24 protein-coding genes are annotated in these 23496 nt (G+C 68.0%); 16 read left to right on the top strand and 8 right to left on the bottom strand.

The window, feature by feature from the left end:
- Nucleotides 1-48 precede the first annotated feature (48 nt).
- Nucleotides 49-933, top strand: coding sequence for a choline kinase family protein (locus WC493_RS08710; protein ID WP_373064623.1), 885 nt, complete (start codon nucleotides 49-51; stop codon nucleotides 931-933).
- Nucleotides 930-3371: an FAD-dependent oxidoreductase gene (locus WC493_RS08705; RefSeq protein ID WP_373064621.1), complete on the top strand. Its 2442-nt coding sequence runs from the start codon at nucleotides 930-932 to the stop codon at nucleotides 3369-3371. The genes WC493_RS08710 and WC493_RS08705 overlap by 4 nt, the downstream gene beginning before the upstream one ends.
- A 174-nt stretch (nucleotides 3372-3545) precedes the next feature.
- Here WC493_RS08705 and WC493_RS08700 read toward each other — a convergent pair whose 3' ends face one another.
- Genes WC493_RS08700 through WC493_RS08685 form a run of 4 tightly spaced genes read right to left on the bottom strand, consistent with a single transcriptional unit; the run spans nucleotide 3546 to nucleotide 7851 of the window.
- Nucleotides 3546-5036 carry an acetyl-CoA acetyltransferase gene (locus WC493_RS08700; RefSeq protein WP_373064619.1) on the bottom strand — a complete coding sequence of 497 codons (1491 nt, stop codon included), beginning with the start codon at nucleotides 5034-5036 and terminating at the stop codon, nucleotides 3546-3548.
- 23 nt (nucleotides 5037-5059) lie between these two features.
- Nucleotides 5060-5848, bottom strand: coding sequence for an NUDIX domain-containing protein (locus WC493_RS08695; protein WP_373064617.1), 789 nt, complete (start codon nucleotides 5846-5848; stop codon nucleotides 5060-5062).
- A gap of 4 nt (nucleotides 5849-5852) precedes the next feature.
- Complete coding sequence (locus tag WC493_RS08690; RefSeq protein ID WP_373064615.1) at nucleotides 5853-6707, bottom strand: MaoC/PaaZ C-terminal domain-containing protein; 855 nt, start codon at nucleotides 6705-6707, stop codon at nucleotides 5853-5855.
- A 13-nt stretch (nucleotides 6708-6720) separates the two neighbouring features.
- The gene (locus WC493_RS08685; protein ID WP_373064613.1) at nucleotides 6721-7851 is read right to left on the bottom strand and encodes a succinylglutamate desuccinylase/aspartoacylase family protein; all 1131 of its coding nucleotides are present in this window, start codon (nucleotides 7849-7851) and stop codon (nucleotides 6721-6723) included.
- Nucleotides 7852-8006: 155 nt separating this feature from the next.
- On the opposite strand from WC493_RS08685, the gene WC493_RS08680 reads away from it, so the two are divergent.
- The 7 genes from WC493_RS08680 (at nucleotide 8007) to WC493_RS08650 (ending at nucleotide 14002) form a co-directional block, all read left to right on the top strand.
- A complete protein-coding gene (locus WC493_RS08680) occupies nucleotides 8007-8843 on the top strand; it encodes a crotonase/enoyl-CoA hydratase family protein (protein WP_373064611.1) in 837 nt (278 codons plus the stop codon).
- A gap of 18 nt (nucleotides 8844-8861) precedes the next feature.
- A complete protein-coding gene (locus WC493_RS08675; RefSeq protein WP_373064609.1) occupies nucleotides 8862-9359 on the top strand; it encodes a spore coat U domain-containing protein in 498 nt (165 codons plus the stop codon).
- 95 nt (nucleotides 9360-9454) lie between these two features.
- The gene (locus WC493_RS08670; protein WP_373064607.1) at nucleotides 9455-9964 is read left to right on the top strand and encodes a spore coat U domain-containing protein; all 510 of its coding nucleotides are present in this window, start codon (nucleotides 9455-9457) and stop codon (nucleotides 9962-9964) included.
- Nucleotides 9965-10019: 55 nt separating this feature from the next.
- Complete coding sequence (locus WC493_RS08665; protein WP_373064605.1) at nucleotides 10020-10727, top strand: molecular chaperone; 708 nt, start codon at nucleotides 10020-10022, stop codon at nucleotides 10725-10727.
- On the top strand, nucleotides 10690-13086 hold the full coding sequence (locus tag WC493_RS08660) for a fimbria/pilus outer membrane usher protein (RefSeq protein WP_373064603.1): 2397 nt from the start codon (nucleotides 10690-10692) through the stop codon (nucleotides 13084-13086). Before WC493_RS08665 ends, WC493_RS08660 begins: the two co-directional genes overlap by 38 nt.
- A complete protein-coding gene (locus tag WC493_RS08655; protein ID WP_373064601.1) occupies nucleotides 13083-13622 on the top strand; it encodes a spore coat U domain-containing protein in 540 nt (179 codons plus the stop codon). Before WC493_RS08660 ends, WC493_RS08655 begins: the two co-directional genes overlap by 4 nt.
- 8 nt (nucleotides 13623-13630) lie before the next feature.
- Complete coding sequence (locus WC493_RS08650; protein WP_373064599.1) at nucleotides 13631-14002, top strand: hypothetical protein; 372 nt, start codon at nucleotides 13631-13633, stop codon at nucleotides 14000-14002.
- Between the two features lie 3 nt (nucleotides 14003-14005).
- Here the strand turns inward: WC493_RS08650 and WC493_RS08645 are convergent, their stop codons facing one another.
- Both WC493_RS08645 and WC493_RS08640 read right to left on the bottom strand, forming a co-directional pair.
- Nucleotides 14006-14650 carry a hypothetical protein gene (locus WC493_RS08645; RefSeq protein WP_373064597.1) on the bottom strand — a complete coding sequence of 215 codons (645 nt, stop codon included), beginning with the start codon at nucleotides 14648-14650 and terminating at the stop codon, nucleotides 14006-14008.
- Nucleotides 14651-14706: 56 nt separating this feature from the next.
- Nucleotides 14707-15318 (bottom strand): hypothetical protein, encoded by a 612-nt coding sequence (locus WC493_RS08640; RefSeq protein WP_373064595.1) that lies wholly within the window; start codon nucleotides 15316-15318, stop codon nucleotides 14707-14709.
- A 323-nt stretch (nucleotides 15319-15641) separates the two neighbouring features.
- Here WC493_RS08640 and WC493_RS08635 point away from each other — a divergent pair, with 323 nt between their 5' ends.
- The 6 genes from WC493_RS08635 (at nucleotide 15642) to trxC (ending at nucleotide 20862) form a co-directional block, all read left to right on the top strand.
- Nucleotides 15642-16796, top strand: a complete 1155-nt coding sequence (locus WC493_RS08635; protein WP_373064593.1) for an ImmA/IrrE family metallo-endopeptidase — start codon at nucleotides 15642-15644, stop codon at nucleotides 16794-16796.
- 10 nt (nucleotides 16797-16806) lie between these two features.
- Nucleotides 16807-17301, top strand: a complete 495-nt coding sequence (locus WC493_RS08630; protein WP_373064591.1) for a DUF4411 family protein — start codon at nucleotides 16807-16809, stop codon at nucleotides 17299-17301.
- Between the two features lie 272 nt (nucleotides 17302-17573).
- Nucleotides 17574-18692: an acyl-CoA dehydrogenase family protein gene (locus WC493_RS08625; RefSeq protein WP_373064589.1), complete on the top strand. Its 1119-nt coding sequence runs from the start codon at nucleotides 17574-17576 to the stop codon at nucleotides 18690-18692.
- A gap of 29 nt (nucleotides 18693-18721) precedes the next feature.
- Nucleotides 18722-19375, top strand: coding sequence for an HAD family hydrolase (locus WC493_RS08620; protein WP_373064587.1), 654 nt, complete (start codon nucleotides 18722-18724; stop codon nucleotides 19373-19375).
- Nucleotides 19372-20271, top strand: coding sequence for an acyl-CoA thioesterase (locus tag WC493_RS08615; RefSeq protein ID WP_373064585.1), 900 nt, complete (start codon nucleotides 19372-19374; stop codon nucleotides 20269-20271). The genes WC493_RS08620 and WC493_RS08615 overlap by 4 nt, the downstream gene beginning before the upstream one ends.
- Before the next feature lie 132 nt (nucleotides 20272-20403).
- On the top strand, nucleotides 20404-20862 hold the full coding sequence (gene trxC / locus WC493_RS08610; RefSeq protein WP_373064583.1) for a thioredoxin TrxC: 459 nt from the start codon (nucleotides 20404-20406) through the stop codon (nucleotides 20860-20862).
- A 15-nt stretch (nucleotides 20863-20877) separates the two neighbouring features.
- On the opposite strand, the gene WC493_RS08605 is transcribed toward trxC, so the two are convergent.
- Together WC493_RS08605 and WC493_RS08600 are read right to left on the bottom strand one after the other, a co-directional pair.
- On the bottom strand, nucleotides 20878-21351 hold the full coding sequence (locus tag WC493_RS08605) for a DUF4188 domain-containing protein (protein WP_373064581.1): 474 nt from the start codon (nucleotides 21349-21351) through the stop codon (nucleotides 20878-20880).
- Between the two features lie 74 nt (nucleotides 21352-21425).
- A complete protein-coding gene (locus WC493_RS08600; RefSeq protein WP_373064579.1) occupies nucleotides 21426-22766 on the bottom strand; it encodes a CoA transferase in 1341 nt (446 codons plus the stop codon).
- Nucleotides 22767-22841: 75 nt separating this feature from the next.
- Here WC493_RS08600 and WC493_RS08595 point away from each other — a divergent pair.
- Nucleotides 22842-23496 (top strand): citrate/2-methylcitrate synthase (locus WC493_RS08595; protein ID WP_373064577.1); only part of this gene is annotated, 655 nt, incomplete at its 3' end.

Genomic DNA, 23496 nt, shown 5'->3' with positions numbered 1-23496 from the left:
GCCGGCCGCGCCAGAATCCGCCCGTCGGGGGCTTGCGGCGGGGACTTCATGGCGGGCGATACGGTCGAGGCGCGGATCGCCGAACTGCCCCTGTGGCAAGGGTCCATTTCCATCGAGCCCCTGTCGGGCGGCATCACCAACCGGAACTTCCTGGTGCGCGACAGCCTGCGCCGCGCCGTCGTCCGCGTCGGCGGCGACATTCCGGTCCATGGCATCATGCGCTTCAACGAACACGCCGCCTCCTTCGCCGCGGCCGAGGCCGGGATTTCGCCCAAGGTGCTGGCCACCGCCCCCGGCCTCCTGGTGCTCGACTATGTCGAGGGGCGGACCTTCGACCCGGCCGCGGTGCGGGCGCGGCGAGACGATTGCGTCGCCCTGGTCGCCCGCGCCCACTGCGAGGTGGCGGAACATCTGCGCGGCCCCCTGCTCTCCTTCAACGTCTTCCACGTGCTGCGCGACTATGCGCATACGCTGCGCGAGGGCGGGCACCGGCTGGTGCCGATGCTGCCGGATCTCGCCGCAAGGGCGCGGGAACTCGAACTGGCGGCGGGCGCGGTCGACCTCGTGTTCGGCCACAACGACCTGCTGGCGGCCAATTTCATCGACGACGGCAAGCGCCTCTGGCTGGTCGACTGGGATTACGCCGGCTTCAATACCGCCCTGTTCGACCTGGGCGGCCTGTCGTCCAACAACGGCTTCGACCTGGCGGACGAGACGGCGATGCTGAGCGCCTATTTCGGCCACGAACCCGGCCCCAGCCTGTGGCACCGCTTCCGCGCCGTGCAATGCGCCTCCCTGCTGCGCGAGGCGATGTGGAGCATGGTCTCCGAGCTCCATTCCACCCTCGCTTTCGACTATGTCGCCTATACGGCGGAAAACCTGGCCCGCTTCGAGGCCGCCTTCACCGTCTTTTCCGAAATGGACCCGTCATGACCTCGCTTCCCGCCAGTGCCAAGATCGTCGTCGTGGGCGGCGGCATCGTCGGCTGTTCCACCGCCTATCACCTGGGCAAGCGCGGGCTCGAAGTGCTGCTGGTCGAGCGCCACCAGTTGACTGCCGGCTCGACCTGGCACGCCGCCGGTCTCGTCGGCCAGCTCCGCACCTCGGCCAATATCACCCGGCTGCTCGGCTATTCGGTCGAACTCTACCGCAAGCTCGAGGAAGAGACCGGCCAGGCCACGGGCTGGAAGATGAACGGCGGCCTTCGCCTCGCCTGCAACCAGGACCGCTGGATCGAGGTGAGGCGCCAGGCCACCACGGCGCGGAGCTTCGGCCTCGAGATGCATCTGCTGAGCCCGAAGGAAGCCCTGGACCTCTGGCCCCTGATGACGATCGACGACCTGGTCGGCGCTGCCTTCCTGCCGACCGACGGCCAGGCCAACCCCTCCGACATCACCCAGGCCCTGGCCAAGGGGGCCCGTATGGCCGGCGCCAAGATCGCCGAAGGCGTCTCGGTCCAGGACATATTGGTCGAGAACGGCCGCGCCGCCGGCATCGTCACCGACCAGGGCACGGTCCGGGCCGAGAAGATCGTGCTCTGCGGCGGGCTCTGGACCCGGGCACTGGCGGCGCGGGCGGGCGTCAACGTGCCGCTCTACCCCGTGCATCACCAATATCTGCTGACCGAGGCGATCCCCGGCGTCACGCCCTCGCTGCCGACGCTGCGCGATCCCGACCGTCTCACCTATTACAAGGAAGAGGTCGGCGGCCTCGTGATGGGCGGTTACGAACCGAACCCGATCCCCTGGACGGCGGAAACGGCGCCGGACGATTTCTCCTTCCGCCTGCTGGCCGATGATTTCGATCATTTCGAGCCGATCATGGAACTCGCCCTCGGCCGGGTGCCGGCGCTCGGCACCGTGGGCGTCAAACAGATGATCAACGGGCTGGAGAGCTTCACGCCCGACGGCAACTGGATGATCGGCGAAGCGCCGGAGCTGAAGAATCTCTTCGTCGGCGCCGGCTTCAACGCCTTCGGCATCGCCTCGGCCGGCGGGGCGGGCATGGCGCTGGCGGAATGGGTGGCGGACGGCGAGCCGCCCTACGACCTCTGGCCGGTCGACATCCGCCGCTTCGGCAAGAACCACCGCGACACCGGCTTCGTGAAGAAGCGCACGCTGGAAGCCTATGGCAAGCACTACACGATCGCCTGGCCGGCCGAGGAATATCAGAGCTGCCGGCCGCTCCGCCGCTCCCCCCTCTACGAGATCCTGAAGGGCAAGGGCGCCTGTTTCGGCGAGAAGCTGGGCTTCGAGCGGCCGAACTGGTTCGCCGCCGAAGGAGAGGCTGCGGTCGACCGCTATTCCTTCACAAGGCCCGGCTGGTTCGAGGCCGTGGGACGCGAGCACAAGGCGGCGCGGGAAGCCGCCGTGCTGTTCGACCAGACCAGCTTCGCCAAGGCGGAACTGGTGGGACGCGACGCGACCGCGGCGCTGTCCTGGATCTGCGCCAACGACGTCGACAAGCCGGTGGGCAAGGCGGTCTATACCCAGATGCTGAACGCCAGGGGCGGCATCGAATGCGACCTCACCGTGACCCGGATCGCGGAGGACCGCTGGTACATCGTGACCGGCACCGGCTTCGCCACCCACGACATGGATTGGATCACGCGCAACATCCCGGCGGGCCTGGACGCCCATCTGGTCGATGTGACCTCCGGCTTCGCCGTGCTCTCCCTCATGGGGCCGAACAGCCGGGCGATCCTCGAACGCCTGACCGACGACGACGTCTCCAATGCGGCATTGCCCTTCGCCAGCGCCAGACTGATCCGCCTCGCCGGGGCGCCGGTGCGGGCGATCCGCATCACCTATGTCGGCGAACTCGGTTACGAGCTGCATATCCCGACCGAATTCGCCGTCACCGTCTATGAAGCGCTGAGCGCCGCCGGGGCCGATCTCGGCCTGACCGATGCCGGCTACCGCGCGATCGAGAGCCTCCGCCTCGAAAAGGGCTACCGCGCCTGGGGTTCGGACATCGGGCCCGACCATTCGTCCGCCATGGCAGGCCTCGGCTGGGCGGTGAAGCTGAAATCGGGCAAGGCCTTTCTCGGCCGCGATGCGCTCCTGGCCGAGAAGCAGAAGCCCCTGCCCCGCCTGCTCGCCGGCTTCACCGTCGCCGATCCGGCCGCCGTGCTGCTGGGCCGCGAGACGATCTACCGGAACGGCGAACGGGTCGGCTGGCTCACCTCCGGCGGCTACGGCTATACGCTGGGCCTGGCGGTCGGCTATGGTTACGTGCGGAACCCGGCGGGGGTCGACGCGGACTATGTCCTGACCGGACGCTACGAGCTCGAAATCGCCGGCGAGCGCTTCCCCGCCGAAGTCGGCCTGGCGCCCTTCTACGACCCGAAGGGCGAGCGCGTGAAGGCCTGACGCTCCCCCTATCCGTCATGGCCGGGCGAAGACCCGGCCATCCACGCAGTCTCTCCCGTCGACGATTGCGGCTCGTCCCGACGTGGATGCCCGGGACGAGCCCGGGCATGACGAAAGAGAGTCAGGCGCGGACCTCCCGAACGACCGTGAGAGCCGTCCGGTTACCACATCGGTTCAGCGCGGATCGAAGCTGTTCTGCCCGTCCTTGCTGGTGACCTTGCCTTTGCGGCCGATCGCTTCGCCGTCGAGCAGAAGATCGAAGACGTCGCGCTCAGTCGGGGTGTTGGCGACGAAGCGGGTGCCGTCGGCCAGGCGGCCAATGACGATCGCCATATAGGGTTCGCCGTCGCGGCCGTGGACGACCGTATAGGTCTCGATCTTGGCCTCGCCCTCCGGCGCCTCGGTGATGCCGGGATGGGCTTCGGCATCGATCTCCGCCTGATAGAGGGCCGGGTCCTTGCGCAGGAAATGGCGGGGGATCGGCTCGGTCGAGTAGATGCCGGCGGAATGTTTGGTGACATACCAGCCGTTGGCCGTGACCAGTCCGTAACGGCCGGGGTTACGGCGCAGGACCTGCACCATCTCGGCGATCGAATGCATCACGTAATTGTTTCCCGGGCCGCCGAAATAGGGCAGGCCGCCGGTCACGGTGAGCGGGATCTCGTCCACTTCGGGCAGGGCCAGTTCCTGCTTGGCGATCTGCACCGCCGAGGGGAAGCAGGAATAGATGTCGAAGAAGGACATATCGGCGACCGTCTTGCCCGCCATGGCGAAGGCCTCGCGCCCCACGGTGCGGATCGCCGGGCTGGAATGGTAATTCACCCGTTCCAGCACGAACCAATGGTCCTTGGCATCGGCGCAGCCGTGCAGATAGACCCATTTCTCCTGCGGGATGCCGAGGCGCTTCGCCTCCGCCACCGTGGTCATGATCACGGCGGCCGACTGGTCGACCTCCATGATCGCGTTCACGAGCTTGGTATAGGGATAGCCGACGAAACGGTTCTGCTTGCTGGGCGTCGTCAGTTCCGCCGCCGTCCGCTCGATCGGGAACCAGGCCAGCGGGTTCTGGGCCGCGACCTTGGTGAAGGGCTCGAACAATTCGCCGATCTTCACCAGATGGGCCTTCAGGCTGCGCCCGCGCTTCGCCCTCAGCGCATTCTCGAACAGGGGATAGACATTGACCGGCGGGAACATGCCGTGGGCCAGCTCGACGGGAAGCGAGCCGTTACGGTCTTCCTCGGTCAGGGTGATCTGGCCGAAGGGGAGATCGATCCCCATCTTCTGCGCCCGCGTGATGGTCGACAGCACCTCGACACCGGCGAGCAGGGCCAGCTTGCACTTGCCCTCCGCGATCTTCTGCGCCGTCTCGTTGACCAGCATCTGGGGCGAATTGCCGCCCACTGCGGTATGCTGGCGGTCGGCCGGATGAGCGCCGATCGCCTCGGCCAGCAGGGCCACGGGATCGTGGTAATTGCCCGACATGAAGCGGACGACGGCGAGCCGGTCGATGCCGGCCAGCGCCGCGTCGGTAATCCCCGCGTCGGCGGCGGCGAGCCTTGCGGCGGCCGTCATCATCTCGATCGGCCCCTTGGCCTCGCGCGGGTCGACATCCTTCTGGGTGATCTGGCCGACGCCGACCAGGATCGGCGTCACATGATCCGACATGTTACTCTCCCCTCGATTTTTCGTTATTGCAGTTCGGAGATCGGCGCCGCCGTGCGGTCGTAGCCCGCTTCGGCCGGCACGATCAGATATTGCCCGTCGGCCCGGTCCTCGAGCCAGGGCAGCACCGTGATGATCGGCGTCGCGACCGCCCGCGCCAGGGCGCCTTCGACGGTCGTGTCGCGGGTCAGGACCGAAAGGTTCATCCGCGTCGGGAAGATCACCGAGCGGCGCCCGGCGGCCGCATCGTCGAGTGCCACCTGGGGCCGGATCCAGACGCTGTCCACCGTCTCGCCGCCGTCGTGCAGGGCGAGCTGGTCGGCCGGTGCCGTCGCCAGGAAGAAATGGGTGTCGAAACGCTTCGGCATGAAACTCGGCGTCACCCAATGGGAATAGCGGATGAGACGGTCGAGGGCGAGGGTCAGGTCCTCCCCCTCGACGACATCGAGAATGCCGATCTCGCCCTTGGCGAGCGGCGCCCGCCAGCGCGCCTCGATCGTGGCGAGACGCGCGGCGTCCACCAGCTCGCCGCCGCCGGCCGGCCGGGCCAGCAAGACGCCGCATTCCTCGAAGGCTTCGCGGATGGCCCCCACGGCGAAGGCGGTGAGATCGGCGCCGATCACCGGATTGGCGGAGAGCCGGGGCAGCAGCCCGGGGGCGGAGTCCCGCTCGTCCACCTTGCCGCCGGGAAACACCAGGGCGCCACCGGCGAAATCGATCTGGTGGTGGCGCTGGACCATGAAGACTTCGAGCCCGCCCGCGCCGTCGCGGAGCAGGAGCACGGTGGCGGCGGGGCGCAGGCGGGCTTCGGTCATCTCATCAGGCCTTCAGAACGGCTTTGCCGTTGTTGATCGCGATCACGTCGCGTTCCACCACACGGGTGCGGAACGAGACCACGTCGCCGTCGCGCCACATCTGGGTTTCCAGCGTCTCGCCCGGGAACACCGGGGCCGAGAAACGGGCGTTGAATTCGACGATCTTCGTCGGGTCGAAGTCGCAATAGGCTTCCACGACGGCACGGCAGGCGTTCCCATAGGAGCACAGCCCGTGCAGGATCGGGCGCGGGAAGCCGGCCATCTGGGCGAAATTGGGATCGGCGTGCAGCGGGTTGCGGTCGCCCGACAGGCGATAGATCAGCGCCTGCGAGGGCAGGGTCTTGTAGGCGACCGCCTTTTCCGGCTCCCGCTCGGGCAGCTTGTGGGGCTCCGGCCCGCCGCCGGCCGGGCCGCCGAAGCCGCCGTCGCCGCGCGCGAAAATGGTCATGCCGAGGGTCACCAGCAGCTCGCCCGTCGCCTTGTCGCGGATCTCGGTGTCGGCCAGGATGATGGCGCCCTTGCCCGGGCCCTTGTCGTAGCACCCGGTGATCTTGCCGGTGCATTCGATGGTGCCTTCGGAGGGCAGCGGCTTGTGCACCGTCAGGCGTTCCTCGCCGTGCACCACCATGATGAAATTCACGTCCGACTTGGCGAGCAGCGTATTGTCCCAGGCCACCACGGTCGCCTGGGTCGGCAGTGCCTTCAGGCCGTTCTCGTAGACGAAGGGCAGTTCGTCGGCATTCAGCGGGTCCTGGCCCATGCCGAGGCCCAGGGCATAGAGCATGGTCTCGCGGTCGCTATAGCTGACGGTCCAGGGGCCGGACGTCAGCTTCATGATCTTCTCGTAGTCGATCGCCACTTCTCTCTCCTCGTTATTGGGTCAGCAGTTGACCGCTTCTATAGGCAAGGGGCACGGCACCCGCGACCTTGACGACGGGCAATCCGGGTCGGGCCAGGGGGTGGCCGGCGCGGGCGAAGACCACGCCGCCGGTCCGGGCCACCAGGGGGATGCGGGCGCCGGTCACCGGGTCCAGCACTTCGGCCACCGTGTCGCCGGCACTGACCCGGTCGCCCGCCTTCACATGGAACAGCAGGATGCCGCCGACCGGCGCTTCGATCATGTCGGTGCCGTCGAGGGGGGTCCCCTCGCAGGCGGCGGGCGGCAGGGGACCGGGGTTGCCGGCGATCAGGCCGCGGCGCTGGAGGAAGCGGAACAGGGCGGCGGCATCCTTGGCCGCGAGATTGTCGGCCACGTCGAGGTCGCCCCGCAGTTCGACCGTCGCCGAAAGGCAGGCGGGCGGGATCGGGCAATCGGGGAAGCGGCGCGCGAGCTGCCACCAGAGCCCGCCCACCGCCTCGTCGAAAGGCTCGCCGCCCGATACATCGGCCAGCAGCACGGCACGGGCCTGGAGCTCGGCCGAGAGGTCGGCGGCGCCGGGCCACAGATCGTTGCCGAGATAGAGATGCATCACCGCGACATCGTCGCAGTGGAGGTCGAGGGCGATGTCGGCATCGACCGCCAAGCGCATCAGGGAGAGCCGCAGGTGCTCGATCTCGGATTTCGGCGTCCGCGCCTCGAGCAGGCGGCGGGCGCAGGCGCGGATCAGGTCGACGTTGCCGGCGGCATCGTCGGTCAGGCGCTCGCCCACCAGGTCGCCGATCGCCTGGGCGAGGCCTGGATAATGGCGGTTGAAATTGCCGAGACTGTCGAAATCGAAGCGCCCGGCGTGGCGGCCGAACAGATATTGGGACAGGCCGATCGGATTGGCCTGGGGCACCACCAGGATCTCGCCGGTGATGCGGCCGGCCGCTGCCGCCTCGTCCAGCAGGGCGAGGAGGTGCTGCACGACGACGGCGCCCGGCAGTTCGTCGGCATGGAGCCCGGTCTGGAGATAGGCCTTGGGGCCCGTGCCCGCCTGGCCGTATCGATGCACGACGATCTCGCGCCGGGTGCCCGGGCTCGACGCCATCAGCGAGATCGCTTCCGTCTGCCGCTTCTGCACGCCAACCTCCCAGATCGCCGGAGGCTTTCGTGCAACGCTCGCAAGGGCCTGTCAAGTCGGGGCGGGCGGACGTCGCGTCCGCCTCGGCCCCAGCGAAGCCCTTTAGCACGGCCGGCCGCCATGCTAAGCCCAAGGCAAAACGAGGAGAGGCTCCCATGGCATATGAGGCATTCGCGGTCGAGGTGAAGGATCACGTCGCCCACCTGCAATTGAAACGGCCGGACCAGCTCAATACGATGATCCCGGCCTTCTGGACCGAGATCAAAGCGATCTTCGAGACGCTGGCGGAAGATCCCGCGGTCCGCGTCGCCGTGATCTCCTCGACCGGCAAGCATTTCACCGCCGGCATGGATCTTTCCGTCTTCGGCAGCTTGGTGCCCCAGACCAGCGACCAGGGCCGCCTGCGCGAGAATTTCCGCCGCCTGATCCTGAACATCCAGGATTGCTTCAACGTGATCGAAAAGGCGCGTTTCCCGGTGCTGGCGGCGATCCAGGGCGGCTGCATCGGCGGCGGCGTCGACATGGTGACCGCCTGCGACGCCCGCTACTGCTCGGCCGACGGCTTCTTCCAGATCGCCGAAATCAACATCGGCATGACCGCCGACGTCGGCACCCTGCAACGCCTGCCCCATCTGATCCCCCAGGGCATGGTGCGCGAGCTGGCCTATACCGGGCGGCGCCTGACGGCCAAGCGGGCGCTCGAACTCGGCCTGGTCAACGAAGTCTTCGAGAGCCACGAAGCCCTGATCGAGGGTGTGATGGCGGTCGCGCGCGAAATCGCCGGGCACAGCCCCCTCGCCATCGCCGGCACCAAGGAAATGTTGAACTATACCCGCGACCATACGGTGGCCGACGGGCTCAACTATATCGCGACCTGGAATGCCGCCATGTTCATCGGCAATGATATGGGCGAAGCCCTGGCGGCCCGCGCCCAGAAGCGCGACCCCGTCTATGAGGACCTGCAGCCGGCGACAAGGAAGATCTTCGGCTGAACACGGAAGGAGAGACAGGTGAAGAGATCGGCCGCCGCCCTGCTGCTCCTGCTGGCCTCGGCCGGGCCGGCGGCGGCTACCGTGGGCGATACCACGGCAGCCACGGTCTCGATGACGGTCAATCCCAATTGCATCGTCAGTGCCACCAATCTCGCCTTCGGCAGCTACAATCCGCTGTCGCCCTCGCCGACCGACGGCGCCAGCACGCTGCAGATCCGCTGTACCTATCTGACCGTCTGGTCGATCAAGTTGAACCAGGGTACCGGCAGCGGCGCCACCATCAGCCAGCGCCGCATGACCCGCACGGCGAGCCCGCCGAGCGGCACCCTGACCTATTCCCTCTATACCGATGCGGCCCGCATCGTGCTCTGGGGCGACGGGCTGACCGGGGTCAGTGCGGTCGGCTCGGGCACCGGATCGTGGCAGACGGTGAATGTCTATGGCCGCATTCCGACCGGCCAGTTCACGGCCGCCGGCAGCTATTCGGATACGATTTCGGTGACTGTCAATTACTGACGAGATTGTTAACCAATATTTATACCAATTCGACTGAAGATGCTTCCATTGTTGGAACAGCGCCCAGGGCGGGCGCCTAACGGTGGAGATCCAAGATGCGTGCGGCAAAGCGGCTCGGCCTGGCAGTGGGCCTTGCACTGCTGGCATCGATGAATGCTCAAGCGGCGAGCGACCACAGCGGCGGCACCTTCGACGTGACGGCGACGGTGACCGCCTCCTGCGCCACCTCGATCAGCACGCTGGCCTTCGGGACCTACGACCCGGCTTCCGCCAGCACCGGCTCGACCACGCTTTCGGTCACCTGCACCAACGGCACGGCCTATCGGATCGGCGCCGACAAGGGCACCTACGGCTCGGCCGTCACGGCCCGCGAGATGAAGGCGACGGGTGCCGACCTGCTGGGCTATTCGCTCACCATCGGCACCAACGGCGGCACGCACCTCGGCTCCAACTGGGGCAACGACACCGCCGCCGGCTCCGACACGGTGGATGGCACCGGCAGCGGTTCGGCCCTCAGCGTGACCATCAACGGCAATATCGCGGCCGGGCAATATGTCGCCCCGGGCGCCTATTCGGACACGGTGACGGTCACTGTCTGGTATTGATGTGCGCCGCGCATCCTCTAACCTGACTGCGACGAGGCGCTGCAGGGGGGATGTCATGAGTCGGCTTTGGCCCGCGCTGGCCCTGGCAGCCGTGATCGGGGCCGCAACCACGGTGCCGGCCGCGGCGAGTTCGATCCAGGTCTCGCCCATCAGGGTCGAGCTTTCGGCGGATCAGCCGGTGCTGGCGGTCTATGTCACCAACAACGGCTCGAACTCCCTGCTGGTGCAGGCCTCGGTCGAGAGTTGGACACAGGTCGGGGGAGAGGATCGCCATGCGCCCACGCGCGATGTCCTTGTCAATCCGCCCCAGTTCCGCCTCGCCCCGGGCGAGAAGCAGATCCTCCGTTATGGCTTGGTCAACCGCCAGCTCGGCAGCGGCGGCATCGAGGCGAGCTACCGCGCCTTCCTCCAGGAAATCCCGGAAACCCCACCGGTCGGCGGCGCCACGCTGCAGACCGTGCTGCGCATTTCGATCCCCGTCTTCATCGCGCCCGCCGGCGGGGCCAAGCCGGCCGGCGCCTGGTCGTCGCCCGCCCCCGGCGTGCTGCGCTACCAGAACACGGGCAATGTCCACCTCCAGCTCGGCAAGATGCGCGTGGTCTCAGGCGCCAAGACGCTGGCCACGATCGATGTCGGCGGCTACGTCCTGGCGGGGCAGAGCCACGACTGGCAGCTCTCCGGTCTCGGCGCCCTGCCGGCCGGTGCGCATGTCGTCGCAGAGAGCGATGCCGGTGCGGTGGACCAGTCCGTCACGCCCCCGTGACCTGCTGCCCGCCCTGGCGGCGGGCCTGGCGCTCTCCCTCGTCGGGGCGCCGCAGCAGGGCCATGCCCAGGGAACCGGCGACGACGTTCTTTTCGTCAGCTTCGAAGTCAACGGCCGCACGGCGGATCTCGCCGCCGTGGTGCATCGGCGGAACGGCGACTATCTGATCCGCGACGCCGACCTGGCGGCACTCCGCCTGATCGTGCCCGAAGGCCCGGGGATCGAGATCGACGGCGACATCTTCCGCCCCCTCTCCGCCCTGCATCCGGCCAAGGTGACGCTGGACGAGACGCGCCAGGTGCTGATCCTCGAGGTGCCGCCCGCCGCCATGCAGGCGAGCGCCGTCAACCTGGGCCGCCGGATGGGCGCCCTGCCGACCTCGTCCGACTGGTCGCTGTTCCTGAATTACGATTCCACCGTGAACTCGACCGACACCGGCACGGTGGGCAGCGGGGCTGTCGAAGCCGCGCTGGCCGGCCCCTATGGCACCTTCCTGACCAGCGGCCTCGGCCAACTCCGCCTCGACGGCGGCGGCGACAGCCGGAGCGAGGACCACGGCCTCCGCCTCGAGACCAGCTACACCTACGACGACCCGGCCGCGCAGACCCGCTTCCGCCTGGGCGACAGTATCTCGGGCTATTCCACCTTCGGGCGGCAGATCCGCTTCGGCGGCGTGCAGTTCAGCTCGGATTTCGACCTGCGGCCCGGCCAGTTCACCTTCGCCGCCCCGGGGCTTTCGGGCTATCTCGACAATGCCTCGACCGTCGCCCTCTATATCGACAACGTCCTGCGCTATACCGGCGATCTGCCGGCCGGGCCCTTCTCCTTCGCCGACCTGCCGGTGACCACCGGGGCGGGGGAGACGCGCCTCGTCGTCACCGATCTCCTGGGCCGCGAGCAGGTGGTGACTTCGTCCTATTACGTGAGCGCGGATTCGCTCGCCGCCGGCAAGCGGGAGTTCTCCTACGAATTCGGCGCCCGGCGGAAGAATTACGGCAGCGCCAGCGACGATTACGGCGCCGCCTTCGCCGCCGCCACCCACCGCCTCGGCCTGACCGACTGGCTGACCGCCGAAGCGCACGGCGAATGGGAGAGCGACCGCTGGCAGGCCGGCCTGACCGGCGTCGTCGTTCTGCCCCGTGTCGGCCAGCTCTCCGGCACTTACGCGCGCTCCGACAGCGAGCAACTGGGCGAGGGCTGGCTCTGGAACGCCGGTTTTCAGCGCCTCGGCTCGCTCGGCTCGCTCTCGCTCCTGTGGGAACGGGCGAGCGACGGCTTCAGCCAGTTCGACAGCGACCTGATCGATCCCGAGGACGCCCGCCTGATCGGCCGCGCCCAGGCCAATGCCGGCCTCACCTTCGGCCGGCTCGGCAATCTCTCGGTCGGCTACGGCAGGCTCCGCTATTCCGACGGGACGACGCCCGAAGTCGCCACCGCGACCTATTCGGTGCGCCTGACCGACCGCACCACGATCAACCTGATCGGCGCCGAAACCCACAGCGGCGCCACCGGCACCGACGAGCGCCGGCGCAGCGTGGCCCTCACCTGGACCACGGTGCTGGCGCCCCGGCGCAGCACCAACCTGCAAGTCCAGCAGAGCGGCGGCACCACCACGGGCTCGGTCGACTATCATCAGCAGCGCGACGGCCTCTATGGCTTCGACTATACGGTGCGCGGCGATTTCGGCGACGAGGATACGCTGAACCGGGCGATCGGCCGGCTCGACCTCGCCACCCATTTCGGCGACTTCGCGGCGATCGGCAGTGCCGACAGTACCCGCGAAGCGCTCCAACTCTCGGCCAGCGGCGGGTTGGTCGCGGCCGGCGGCGGGCTGTTCCCGAGCGAGCGCATCTATGATGCCGCCGCCGTCGTCACCGTGCCGGACTATCCGGGCGTCACCGTCTACAAGGACAACCAGCCGGTCGGCAAGACCGGCGAGGACGGCCGCCTGCTCATCCCCAATGTCCGCGCCTACGAAGAAAACGAGATCCGCCTGGAGCCGAGCGACCTGCCGATCGACGCCACCGTCTCCTCCGACCGGGTGCTGATCGTGCCGCGGGCGCGCGGTGCCGTGGTCGCCCGCTTCCCGGTGAAGCGCCAGGCGAGCGCCGTCGTCGTGGTCACCAGGGCCGACGGCAGTTACCCGCCGGCCGGCGCCACCGTGACTTTCGAGGGCGGCGTCGATCCTTCCTTCACCGGCTATGACGGCGAGGTCTTCGTCTCCGACCTGTCGCAGCCGGTGACCGGCACCATCGCCTTCAACGGCATCCTCTGCCGCTTCGAAGCCCCGGCCAAGCCGGCGGACAGCGAAGCCCTGCCCCGCCTCGGTCCCGTGGCCTGCCGGGAGGAAGCGCCATGAGACGGCTCGTCCTGCTCGCCCTCCTGCTCGCCTGCGGGCTCTTCCTGCGCGAGGCGCCGCCGGCCCGGGCCTCGACCACCATCTATTGCGGCCTGCTCGCCACCTGCACCTGCACCATGACGGCCCCGAGTTCGATCAATTTCGGCGTCTATGATCCCTTCGGCAGCACGGATGCCACGGTCTCCGGCACGGTCTCGGTCACCTGCACCAGCTTCGGCGTGATCTCGGGCGGGGTCAGCTACGAGATTCACCTGACCGCGGGCAGTTCGGGCAGTTTCGCGGCGCGCAAGATGAACCCGTCCGCGGGCGGCGGCCAGGCGACCTACAACATCTACAAAGACAGCGGCTACGCGACCGTGATGGGCGACGGCACGGGATCGAGCGGCGTCTATTCCTACACCTGTTCGATCGGCCTGCTCGGCCTCCAGGGCGGCTGCGTCGCCAATTTCAACTATTACGGCAGGGTGCCCTTCGGCCAGTCGACCCTGGCCCCCGGCACCTTCACCGATACGCTGGTCTGGAGTTTCAACTATTGAGGAACGACATGACGAGCCCTGGGGCCAGGCGCCCGTTCCGCCGCCTGCTGGCGTTCGCCGCCCTGCTCTGCCTGCCGGCGGTCGCCGCCCCGGCGGACCAGTTGGGCACGGCCGAACCCGGGCCGAATGGCCGCTTCCGCATCGCCACCCTGCGCGTCGAAGCCCAGGTCGAGCCGCGCTGCGGCGTCTCGGCGCTGGGCGCCACGGATCAGGCCGCCCAGATCGGCGTCGACTGCACGACGGCGCGGAGTTGCGTCGCCGTGGCGCGGGTCGACGGTGGCCGCAACCTGACCGCCACCGGCGAGGGGCGCTGTTCCCTCAGCCGGACCGTGCGGATGGCCGCCAATGCGGCCGCCCGGGTGGTCGAAATCGAATTCTGAACCCTATTGCACGGGCATGCCGGGCAGGCCGCCCATGCCCTGGAGCATCTGCTGCATCGGGATCACCCGGACACCCGGCGGCACCTTGAAGCGGGCCGGGTCCTGCGCCGCGAAGGAAACCTTGGTCGCGGTCAGGACATAGGTTTCGCCCTGTTCGACCGTCTCCGAATAGAGCATCACGTTGTCGGCCGTGAGGCAGACCTTGGAACGGGCCGAATCCTTGCCGATGGTGCCGACCGCGTCATAGAGCGTGCAGCCGACCCCGGCCACCGTCTTGGCGCCGATCGCGGTCAGCTTCACGTCGGCCTCCGTCATCATCTGCTGCGGGCTCATGCCGGCGCCGGGCGCCCCGGGCAGGCCGGGCATGGGCTGGCTCATGTCGACCTCGAAGGCCATGGGCATCGGGGTTTCCATCAGCATGATCATGCGGTCGCTGTGCAGGTCCATGATGCCGGTCATGGCCTGGCCCTGCTCGTGCATGTCGACCCGGGTCCAACCGGCGTGATGGGCCATGTCCATGACATGGCCGCCCGGCTGCATCTGGTAGGTGATGGCGTAATCGACCCTGGGCAGGGGCATCTGGTCCGCCGCCGCCGGCAGGCTCCAGAGCCCGGCAAGGGCGAGGGCGATCGAAGCGGCGCGAGCCATGTCATTTCCTCCTGATTTGCGGCCGACCCTGCCACGGCCGGCCAGTGAAGACAAAGTCACGGCATCGACGGCATGTCCATCACCTGGACACCCGGCGGCAGAGCGAAGAGGGCCGGGTCCTGCGGCCCGATCTCGACCGCGGTGGCGGTCAGCACGAAGGGCTTGCCGCGGTCCTGCGACACCGATTCGAGCAGCACGCGATCCTCGGTCAGGCACACGCGGGAATGCACCGGCGCCCCGCTGGACGATTCACAGACCGCCTCGTAGACGGTGCAGGTGAGCCCGGCGATCACCTTGGTGCCGAGCGGCTGCGGCTCGACCGCGACATCGGTGGCGAGCCCCGCCGCACCATCCTTGAACGACGCCCCGCCCGGCATCGGCCGCCGCATGTCCATCCGCATCGCCATGCCCTGGAGCAGCATCAGGATCTGCTGCGCCGCCGGATCCATCAAGATCACCGCCGTCTGCCCCTCCGCCGTGGTCTCCATCCGGATCTTGCCGCCATGATGCGCCATCCGCATGGTCTCCCCGTCCGGATCGAGCCGGTAGGACGCGACATAGTCCACCCGCGGCGCCAACATCTCCCGCGCCAGCGCCGGCGAAACGGACCCCAGACCGGAAACACCCAGCGCCAGCACCGCAGCCATCAGACTCACCAAGAAACGCATCTTCATCCTCACGTCGAATTCTGGCGGGAGGATGGCATGGAAGGCGGCGGAGGTGCGGTGACGGTGGTCACGCTAGGTTGGAGCACCTATCGGAAACGAGCGGTCCAATCCAGACCACATGGTTCAATCCAAATGAAACCGCAGGTGCAGCCGCGCAGGGGCTATTCGCACGCATTAGGATCCCTCGCAAATTCGCAGGAGCGACCGCCAACTCTAGCCGCGCCGCGATCGTCATCTGCGGCATGCTCACATGACAACGCCATGATCTTCTGCAAAAATGAGGAATGCTCCAGGTGAGCGCCTAGGGATGTACGTGCAGGTCTATGCCTAAGGTCAACCCCAAGATTTTGATATGGGCGCGCGAGAGCGCAGGCTTCACGCTTGAGGATGCGGCACGCGCTATTGGCCTCAGCGGAGAGCACGCATCTGCGCGGCTGGCAGAGATGGAGGCCGGGGAGCGGAGCCCCAGCCGTCCACAATTGCTCAAAATGTCTGAACGTTACAGGCGCCCGCTTCTGGCCTTTTATCTGTCGGCGCCCCCACCGCCGGCGCCACGCACACACGATTTTCGGACTTTAGGAGATCAAGAGACCGGCTCCGAGGCGATCATTGAAGCGCTTATCCGCGACGTCAAAACACGCCAAGCATTGGTTCGCGGCGCTCTAGAGGATGCGGACGAAGCCGAACCACTCTCATTCGTCGCTTCGGTGCAACCCGATCAAGGGGTCAACGCACTCGTGGCCGCGATGCAAGGCGTACTCGCGTTTGATCGCACCTCTTATCGGCGGGCACGGTCAATCGACGATGCCTTTAAAGTGCTGCGAGATGCAGTCGAGGCAGTAGGCGTTTTTGTCCTTTTGGTAGGCAATCTTGGACATCACACGTCTAATCTGAGCCCGGGCGTGTTCCGAGGAATGGCGATCGCGGATCCGATAGCTCCTTTCATTGTAATCAACGAGACAGACTCCCGGTCTGCTTGGCCCTTCACCTTGCTCCACGAGTTCGGGCATATCCTGATGGGCGAGAGCGGGATCAGCGGCTACGACAGCGACCAAACAATCGAACGGCTATGCGATGACGCCGCCGGGCGACTCTTACTCGACCGAGACGAACTTCGGACGATCCCCCGTACAGCGCATGTCGACGCACTTGTCGACGAAATTGGGACGTTCGCCAGTGTGCGGAAGGTCAGCCGCAAAATGGTGGCTTATAACCTATTGCGTGCCGGGTTCATATCGATAGCGCTCTATCAGAACCTCGCTACTCGCTTTGATGCAGACCGTCTGGAGTTTGCTCGACGTGCGACAAGCGGTGGCGCCCCAGATTACTATGTAGTGCGTCGGCACCGTGTTGGTCAGGGGCTCCTTCGGCTTGTCAACCGAATGCTTGCCGAAGGGGCACTCTCAACCACAAAGGCAAGTAAGGTCCTTGGCGTTAAGGCGACCGCGGTCAGCCGCATGACTGAACGCGCAGCTTAGAGGCTCTGGATTGTTGTACCTCCTGGACGCCGACACGTTGATCACCGGAGACCGCAAGGCCTACCCACTGCGCCGTTTCCCCGTCTTTTGGGAGTGGTTGCAGCACCAGGGGACGATCGGGAATGTCAAAATACCGCTGGAGCAATTTGAAGAAATTGTCGTTGGCCGCGGTGAGCTTGTTGATTGGCTATGCTCTGCCGAGAGTCGAGCCGCACTAATATTAAATGAGGAACTTGATCCAGCTCTGATTGCCGATACGACACTCACGGGCTACGGGGTCCTTGACGAGAATGGCGTCGAACAGGTCGGACGCGACCCGTTCCTCATTGCGTACGGACGAGCTGTGCCGGGCGAGCGGACTGTCGTTACCTTTGAGGTCTCGAAACCCGGCAAGCGAGGGGCCAACCGCAAAGTGCCCGACGTCTGTCGCGATTTCGGCGTACCGTGCTGCTCACTTTACGAAATGATCGAAGTTTTGGATTTTACGACAAATTGGCACCGTTGACGCATTTATGTGGGCATAACAGCGCTGGATCTACTGCAACTCGTAGAAAAATGAACGAACGCAAATGTGACAGGAAGCTGGGACTCAGACAGCCCCTCCCGTAGATGTGCCGTGCACGCTAGTTATTCCCTCTCCCCTTGCCCCCGCCTCCCATTCCATGCACCCTGCCTCAAAATGACAAATCGTCGGCCAAGCCGGCGGGAGGAGAGGCGATGACCGATATGCCCTTGTTCGATGCCTTGTTGCGGCCGGTGCCGAGCCCCTATTAACGGGTGGCGCATCGGGCGTTTCGGGCCACGTTGCGGCAATGGGTCGAGGCCGAGGTGGCGCCTTTCGTCGATGAATGGGACGAGGCGGGGGCGTTTCCGCGCGAACTCTATGGCAAGGCGTCGGAGATCGGCTTGCTGCGCCTCGGCTTTCCGGAAGAATACGGCGGCATCGAGGGAACCGACCTGTTCCATATGATCGTGGCGACCGAGGAATTGGCCCGGGCCGGTTCCGGCGGCTTGATCGCCAGCCTGATGAGCCATGGCATCGGCGCGCCGCCGATCGCGGCGCTGGGTTCCGACGAGATGAAGGCCCGGGTGCTGCCCGGCATTCTCGCGGGCGAGAAGATTTCGGCCCTCGGCATCACCGAACCCTCCGGCGGTTCGGACGTCGCCAACCTGAAGACCACGGCGCGGCGCGAGGGCGAGCATTATGTGGTCAACGGCGAGAAGGTCTTCATCACCTCCGGCATGCGGGCCGATTACCTGACCACCGCCGTGCGCACCGGGGGCAAGGGCTTCGGCGGCCTCTCCCTCCTGCTGATCGAAATGGCGAGCGAGGGCGTCACCCGCACGCCCCTGAAGAAAATGGGCTGGTGGATGTCGGATACCGCGGCGATCCATTTCGCCGACGTGAAGGTGCCGGCCGAAAACCTGATCGGGCCGGAGAATGCGGGCTTCCTGGGCATCGTGCGCAATTTCAACGGCGAGCGCATCGCGCTGGCGGCCGGCGCCAACGCCTTCGCCCGCGTCGCCCTCGAGGAGGCGATCGCCTGGGCGCGCCAGCGCGTGACTTTCGGCAAGCGCCTGGCCGACCACCAGGTGATCCGCCACAAGATCGTCGATATGGCGCAACGCATCACCGCGACCCAGGCCATGCTGGAAAATCTGGCCTGGCGCGTCGAACAAGGGGATGCGCCGATCGCCGAAATCTGCATGCTGAAGAACCAGGCCACCACCACCATGGAATTCTGCGCCCGCGAGGCGATGCAGATCCTGGGCGGTGCCGGTTACATGCGCGGCGTGAAGACCGAGCGGATCTACCGCGAAGTCCGCGTCAATGCGATCGGCGGCGGCTCGGAAGAAATCATGCGCGACCTCGCCGCGCGCCAACTGGGGCTGTGATCCCCGCGTGAGACGTTACGGGTGACTTGTTGCGACCTTCCCTGGTGATCTTCGACTGCGACGGCGTATTGGTCGATTCCGAAGCCATCGCCAACCGCACGCTGGCCCGGGCGGCGCGCGCCCAGGGCCTCGCCATCGACGAGGGGGAGAGCCGGCGGCGCTTCGTCGGCCTCTCGATGAAATCGGTCGTCGCCCTGATCGAGGAGGCGCTCGGCCGCGCCCTGCCGCCCGCCTGGCTCGCCGATCTGCAGGCCGAGACCTATGCCGAATTCCGCGCCGGCCTCGGCCCCGTACCCGGGGTCCGCGCCGCGGTCGAGGCGATCCAGGCGGCCGGCATCGAAACCTGCGTCGCCTCCTCCGGCACGCCGGACAAGATGGCGCTGACGCTCGGCCTCACCGGCCTCGCGCCCCTGTTCGACGGGCGGGTGTTCTCCGCCGTCGAAGTGGCGCGGGGCAAGCCGGCACCCGACCTCTTCCTCCATGCCGCGGCGCGCATGGGCCATGATCCGGCGCTTTGCGCCGTGGTCGAGGACAGCGTGCCCGGCGCCACTGCCGCGGTCGCCGCCGGCATGCGCGCCCTCGGCTTCACGCGCGAGATCGACGCCGCCCTGCTGGTCGCCACCGGGGCCGAGACCTTTTCCCATATGGCCGACCTGCCCGGCCTGTTCGGACTGGAACCATGACCATCACACCCGAATTCGCCGTCACCTGGCGCGGCGGCACCGACGCCTGGGAATGCGACCAGATGGGTCACATGAACGTGCAGTTCTACGGCGCCAAGTTCGATGCCGCGGAAACCGTGCTGCTGCGCCGCCTGGGGCTCGACGTGGTGGCGCACCCGCGGCGCGCGCTGACCGACCAGATCACCTTCCGCAAGGAAGCCCGCGTCGGCGCCGCCCTCTGGGTGCAGAGTGCGGTGATCGGGGTCGACCATGCCGGTGCAGCACTTCGCCTTCGCCACGTCATGCATCACGCCCCGAGCGGCGATGTCGCGGCCACGGTCGATGCCACCGTGGGCCACCTGCCGCCCGCCGTGCTGGCCGCGGGCGAAGCCCTGCTGCTCGACCCCGAAGCGGTCGGCGCCCCCGCCCTGCCGGAACTGCCGGCACCGGCCGACGGCGTCAGCCTGGAGCGGGCCAAGACCCTCGGCCTGGTCGAGACCGGGATTTCCGCGGCCGGTGCAGACGAGCTTCGCCCCGGCGGCTTCCTCGGGCGGAAGGCCTTCATCGGCCGCCTGTCGGAGGCTGTCGGCCACCTGATCGCGGCCGACAGCCTGTCGTCCGAGGCGCTCCGCGCCCGCCACATCGGCTCGGCGGCCCTCGACTACAAGATCCGCTGGGCGGCCCCGGTCGAGGCGGGCGACGTCGTCGTGCTGCGCTCCGGCGCCTCGGGCACGGTCGGCCGGACCCTGCGCTTCTTCCACTGGATGCTGGACGAGGCGAGCGGCGAGGCGGTCGCCACGGTCGAAATCGTCGCCGTCTATTTCGACATGAAGGCCCGCAAGGCGATCGCCGTACCGGACGAGATCCTGAAGCTGTTCGACGGCCGCACCGTGGCCTGGCCCGGCCCCACGGCCTGAACGGCGCGCCGCCCGGTGACCGCTCGCCATAGCGCCCTTCCCCTCCCGCAGACACCCGTCTAGCCGAAACGGGGGGGCCACACCATATCTCCGGAAAGGGCCGCCCCAGCGGCGTGCCGAAGGAGAAGAGCGATGTCCGGTCAAAAACCCGGCGGCAGTTTCACCGTCTGCCCCCATTGCGCCGCCGTGAACCGCCTGCCGGCCGACAAGCCGGCGAGCGAGGGCCGCTGCGGCCAGTGCAAGGGCGCCCTGTTCGACGGCCACCCGGCCGAAGTGGATGCCGCCGGTTTCGAGCGCCATGTGACGCGCGGCTCGGCCCCCGTGCTGGTCGATGTCTGGGCGCCCTGGTGCGGGCCGTGCCGGGTCATGGGGCCGGCCTTCGCCAGCGCCGCCGCGCGCCTGGAACCGGATTTCCGCCTGCTGAAACTGAACAGCGACGCCGAGCCGGAACTGTCCGGCCGTCTCGGCATCCGCAGCATCCCGACCCTGCTGCTGTTCGCCGGCGGCAAGCGGATCGCCCAGCATTCGGGCGCCATCACCGCTGACCAGATCGTCGCCTGGGCGCGCCAGCAGCTCGCCCACGCCGCCTGATCCCCGACGCCCCCCTCAGGCGCCGAGCCGGCCCTTGGCCGAGCGCAGCCTGCCTTCCGCCGGCACCCGCGTGCCGGCGAGGCCGAGGCCATAGGCCGGCATCCCGGCATAGATACACTCGTAATCCCCGGCCCTGACGACATAGGTCTCGTGCCAGATGCCGACCGCGCCGTCGTTGCCGCCGGCCTTATAGAAGGCGTTCCAGGCCGTCTGGTGCTCGTGCTCGCGGGCATGGGCGAAGCGCTGCAAATGCTCCAGGCTTCGCCAATATTGCACCAGCACGAAATTGCGGATGCCCGGGTGGAAGCGGGCGTGGAGCAGGCCGAGCGAAGGATCGGCCTCCAGCTCCTTGATCATGCGCGGCATCGCCGTGAACACCGGCCACCAGCGGCGCAGGCTGCGAAAGCGGTTGATGCGCATGCCGATCAGGAAGACGACGAAATCGCCTTCCATGCGCACCGTCATCGGCTGTGCTTCGATCACGGCCATTATCGTTCCCCCCGTCCCGACAGGACGGACGATAGTCGCCACGACGGCCGGCCCGGTGCAACAGGCACGGGTGCTCAGCCCCAGGCTGGCGGATGCTGGCCGAGGGCGGCGGCCGGCAACGTAAAGCCCAGCGCCGCCCCCTCGACCGTGAGGGGCGGGCGCAGCCGGCGGGCCGGCCCCCAGGCCGTGGCCTCGATGCCCGGCGCCAGGTCCTCGGCGCTCTCGGGGGTCAGATTGTCTTCGCTCGGCGTGCCGGCCTGGTCGGCCAGGAGCTTGGCCGTCCGGGCCAGCGACAAGCGGGCGCGGCCGCCGCCCAGGCGCAAGGCCCGCAGCGCCGCCGCCGCGATCAGATAGCCGGTCGCGTGGTCGAGGGCCTGGACCGGCAGCGAAACGGGCTTCGACGCACGCCGCCATTCCATCCCCGCCGCGGCGATGCCGGTCGAGAATTGCACCAGGCTGTCGAAGCCGCGGCGGCAAGCCCAAGGCCCCTGGTGGCCATAGGCGTCGAGCGAGACATCGACCAGGCCGGGCCCTATCGCCCGCCGGACCGAAGCCCCGAAGCCGAGCGCCGCCAGGGCATCGGCGCGGTAGCCGTGGATGAGCACGTCCGCCCCCGCCAGCAACCGCTTGAAGACGGTGCGCCCCGCCGCCGTCTTCAGGTCCAGGCGGGCGCAGCGCTTGCCCGCCGTGACCTCCGGCACCACCCCGGGCTCGTCCCAGCCCGGCGGGTCGAGGCGCAGCACCTCGGCGCCGTAGCCGGCCAGGAAACGGGTCGCGACCGGCCCGGCCAGCACGCGGGTCAGGTCCAGCACCCGAAGCCCGGACAGGGGCCGTGGCCCGGCCGGGCGCCAGGTGGTACCGGCCCCCTCCCCGTCCCACAGGATCAGCGGTTCCGCCGCCACCGCCCGGCCCTGGGGATGCGCGGCCCATTCTGCCCTGCTGCGCAGGCGGGCGGCGCACCCCCCGGCCGCGACCACCGCGGCTTCGAGCTCGTCGCCCGCCCACTGCCGTACCGCTTCGGCCACGGCGGCGCGGCCATCGCCGCAGCGGAGCACGGCAAGGGCCACGGCCCGGTGATGCCGGGCATTGGTGTGCAGCTTGATCCAGCCATCCCGGGTTTCGTAGTCGCCGGCGATCGGGTCCCAGGGCGACGGCAGGGCCCAGCCCTCCGGCCGGAGCGAGAAGCCGAACCAGAAGGAGGCGAGGCGCCGATCGACCGTGACCGGACCGAGCCCCGCCAGATCCGACAGGGCGAGGCCGGCCGCGGCGATCGATGCCGCCGCCAGTTCGGTGACCGGGAAGCAGGAAGCCAGATGCTGGTCGCCCGCGAAGACGGCCCGTGCCCCGGCACCCGGCGGCAGCGCCAGGGCGGCGGCGATCTCCTGCAACAGGGCGGGGGCGGTCTGATCGGGCATGGCGTGTCTCCTCGGTCGCCCCACCTGCTTAAGCCCCCTGCCCAAAGCCGATCAATCTTGATAGATATGATCAATATGAAGACATGGCTGGACCGGGACGAAGCCTTGGCGCTGCTGCGGGTGAAGCCGCAGACGCTCTATGCCTATGTCAGCCGCGGCCAGGTGCGGATGGAGCCGGACCCGGCGGATTCACGCCGCAGTCTCTACCACGCCGAAGACATCGCGGGCCTGGCCGGGCGACGGGCCCGCGGCCGCAAGCCGGCGGCGATCGCGGCCAGCGCCTTGGCCTGGGGCGAGCCCGCCCTGCCGACCGGGATTTCCACCGTGCAGCGGGGCCGATTGATCTATCGCGGTCACGACGCGGTCGAACTCGCGCGCAGCGCCACGCTGGTAGAGGTCGCGCAGCTCCTCTGGTCGGCCCCTCGCCCGATCCGCTTCCCCGAAAGCGCCACGCCGGCGGGCGATGTCTTCACCACCGTCGCCGATCTGGCCGCGACGGGCGAGCCGCTGCTGGGCCGAGGTGGCGACGCCCTGTTCCGCGACGGCGAGACGCTGGTCGGTGCCATCGCCGGCTTCTGCGGCGCCGGCCCGGGCGTGGACGCCATTCACCATCGCCTGGCCCGGGGTTGGGGCTGCGGCGAGGCGGCCGCCGAGCGGCTGCGCCTTGCCCTCGTCCTGATGGCCGATCACGAGTTGAATGCCTCGACCTTCGCCACAAGAGTGGCGGCCT

The sequence above is a fragment of the Zavarzinia sp. genome, from assembly GCF_041650655.1.
Classification (GTDB): domain Bacteria; phylum Pseudomonadota; class Alphaproteobacteria; order Zavarziniales; family Zavarziniaceae; genus Zavarzinia.
This window is presented reverse-complemented; position numbering and strand designations above follow the sequence as displayed.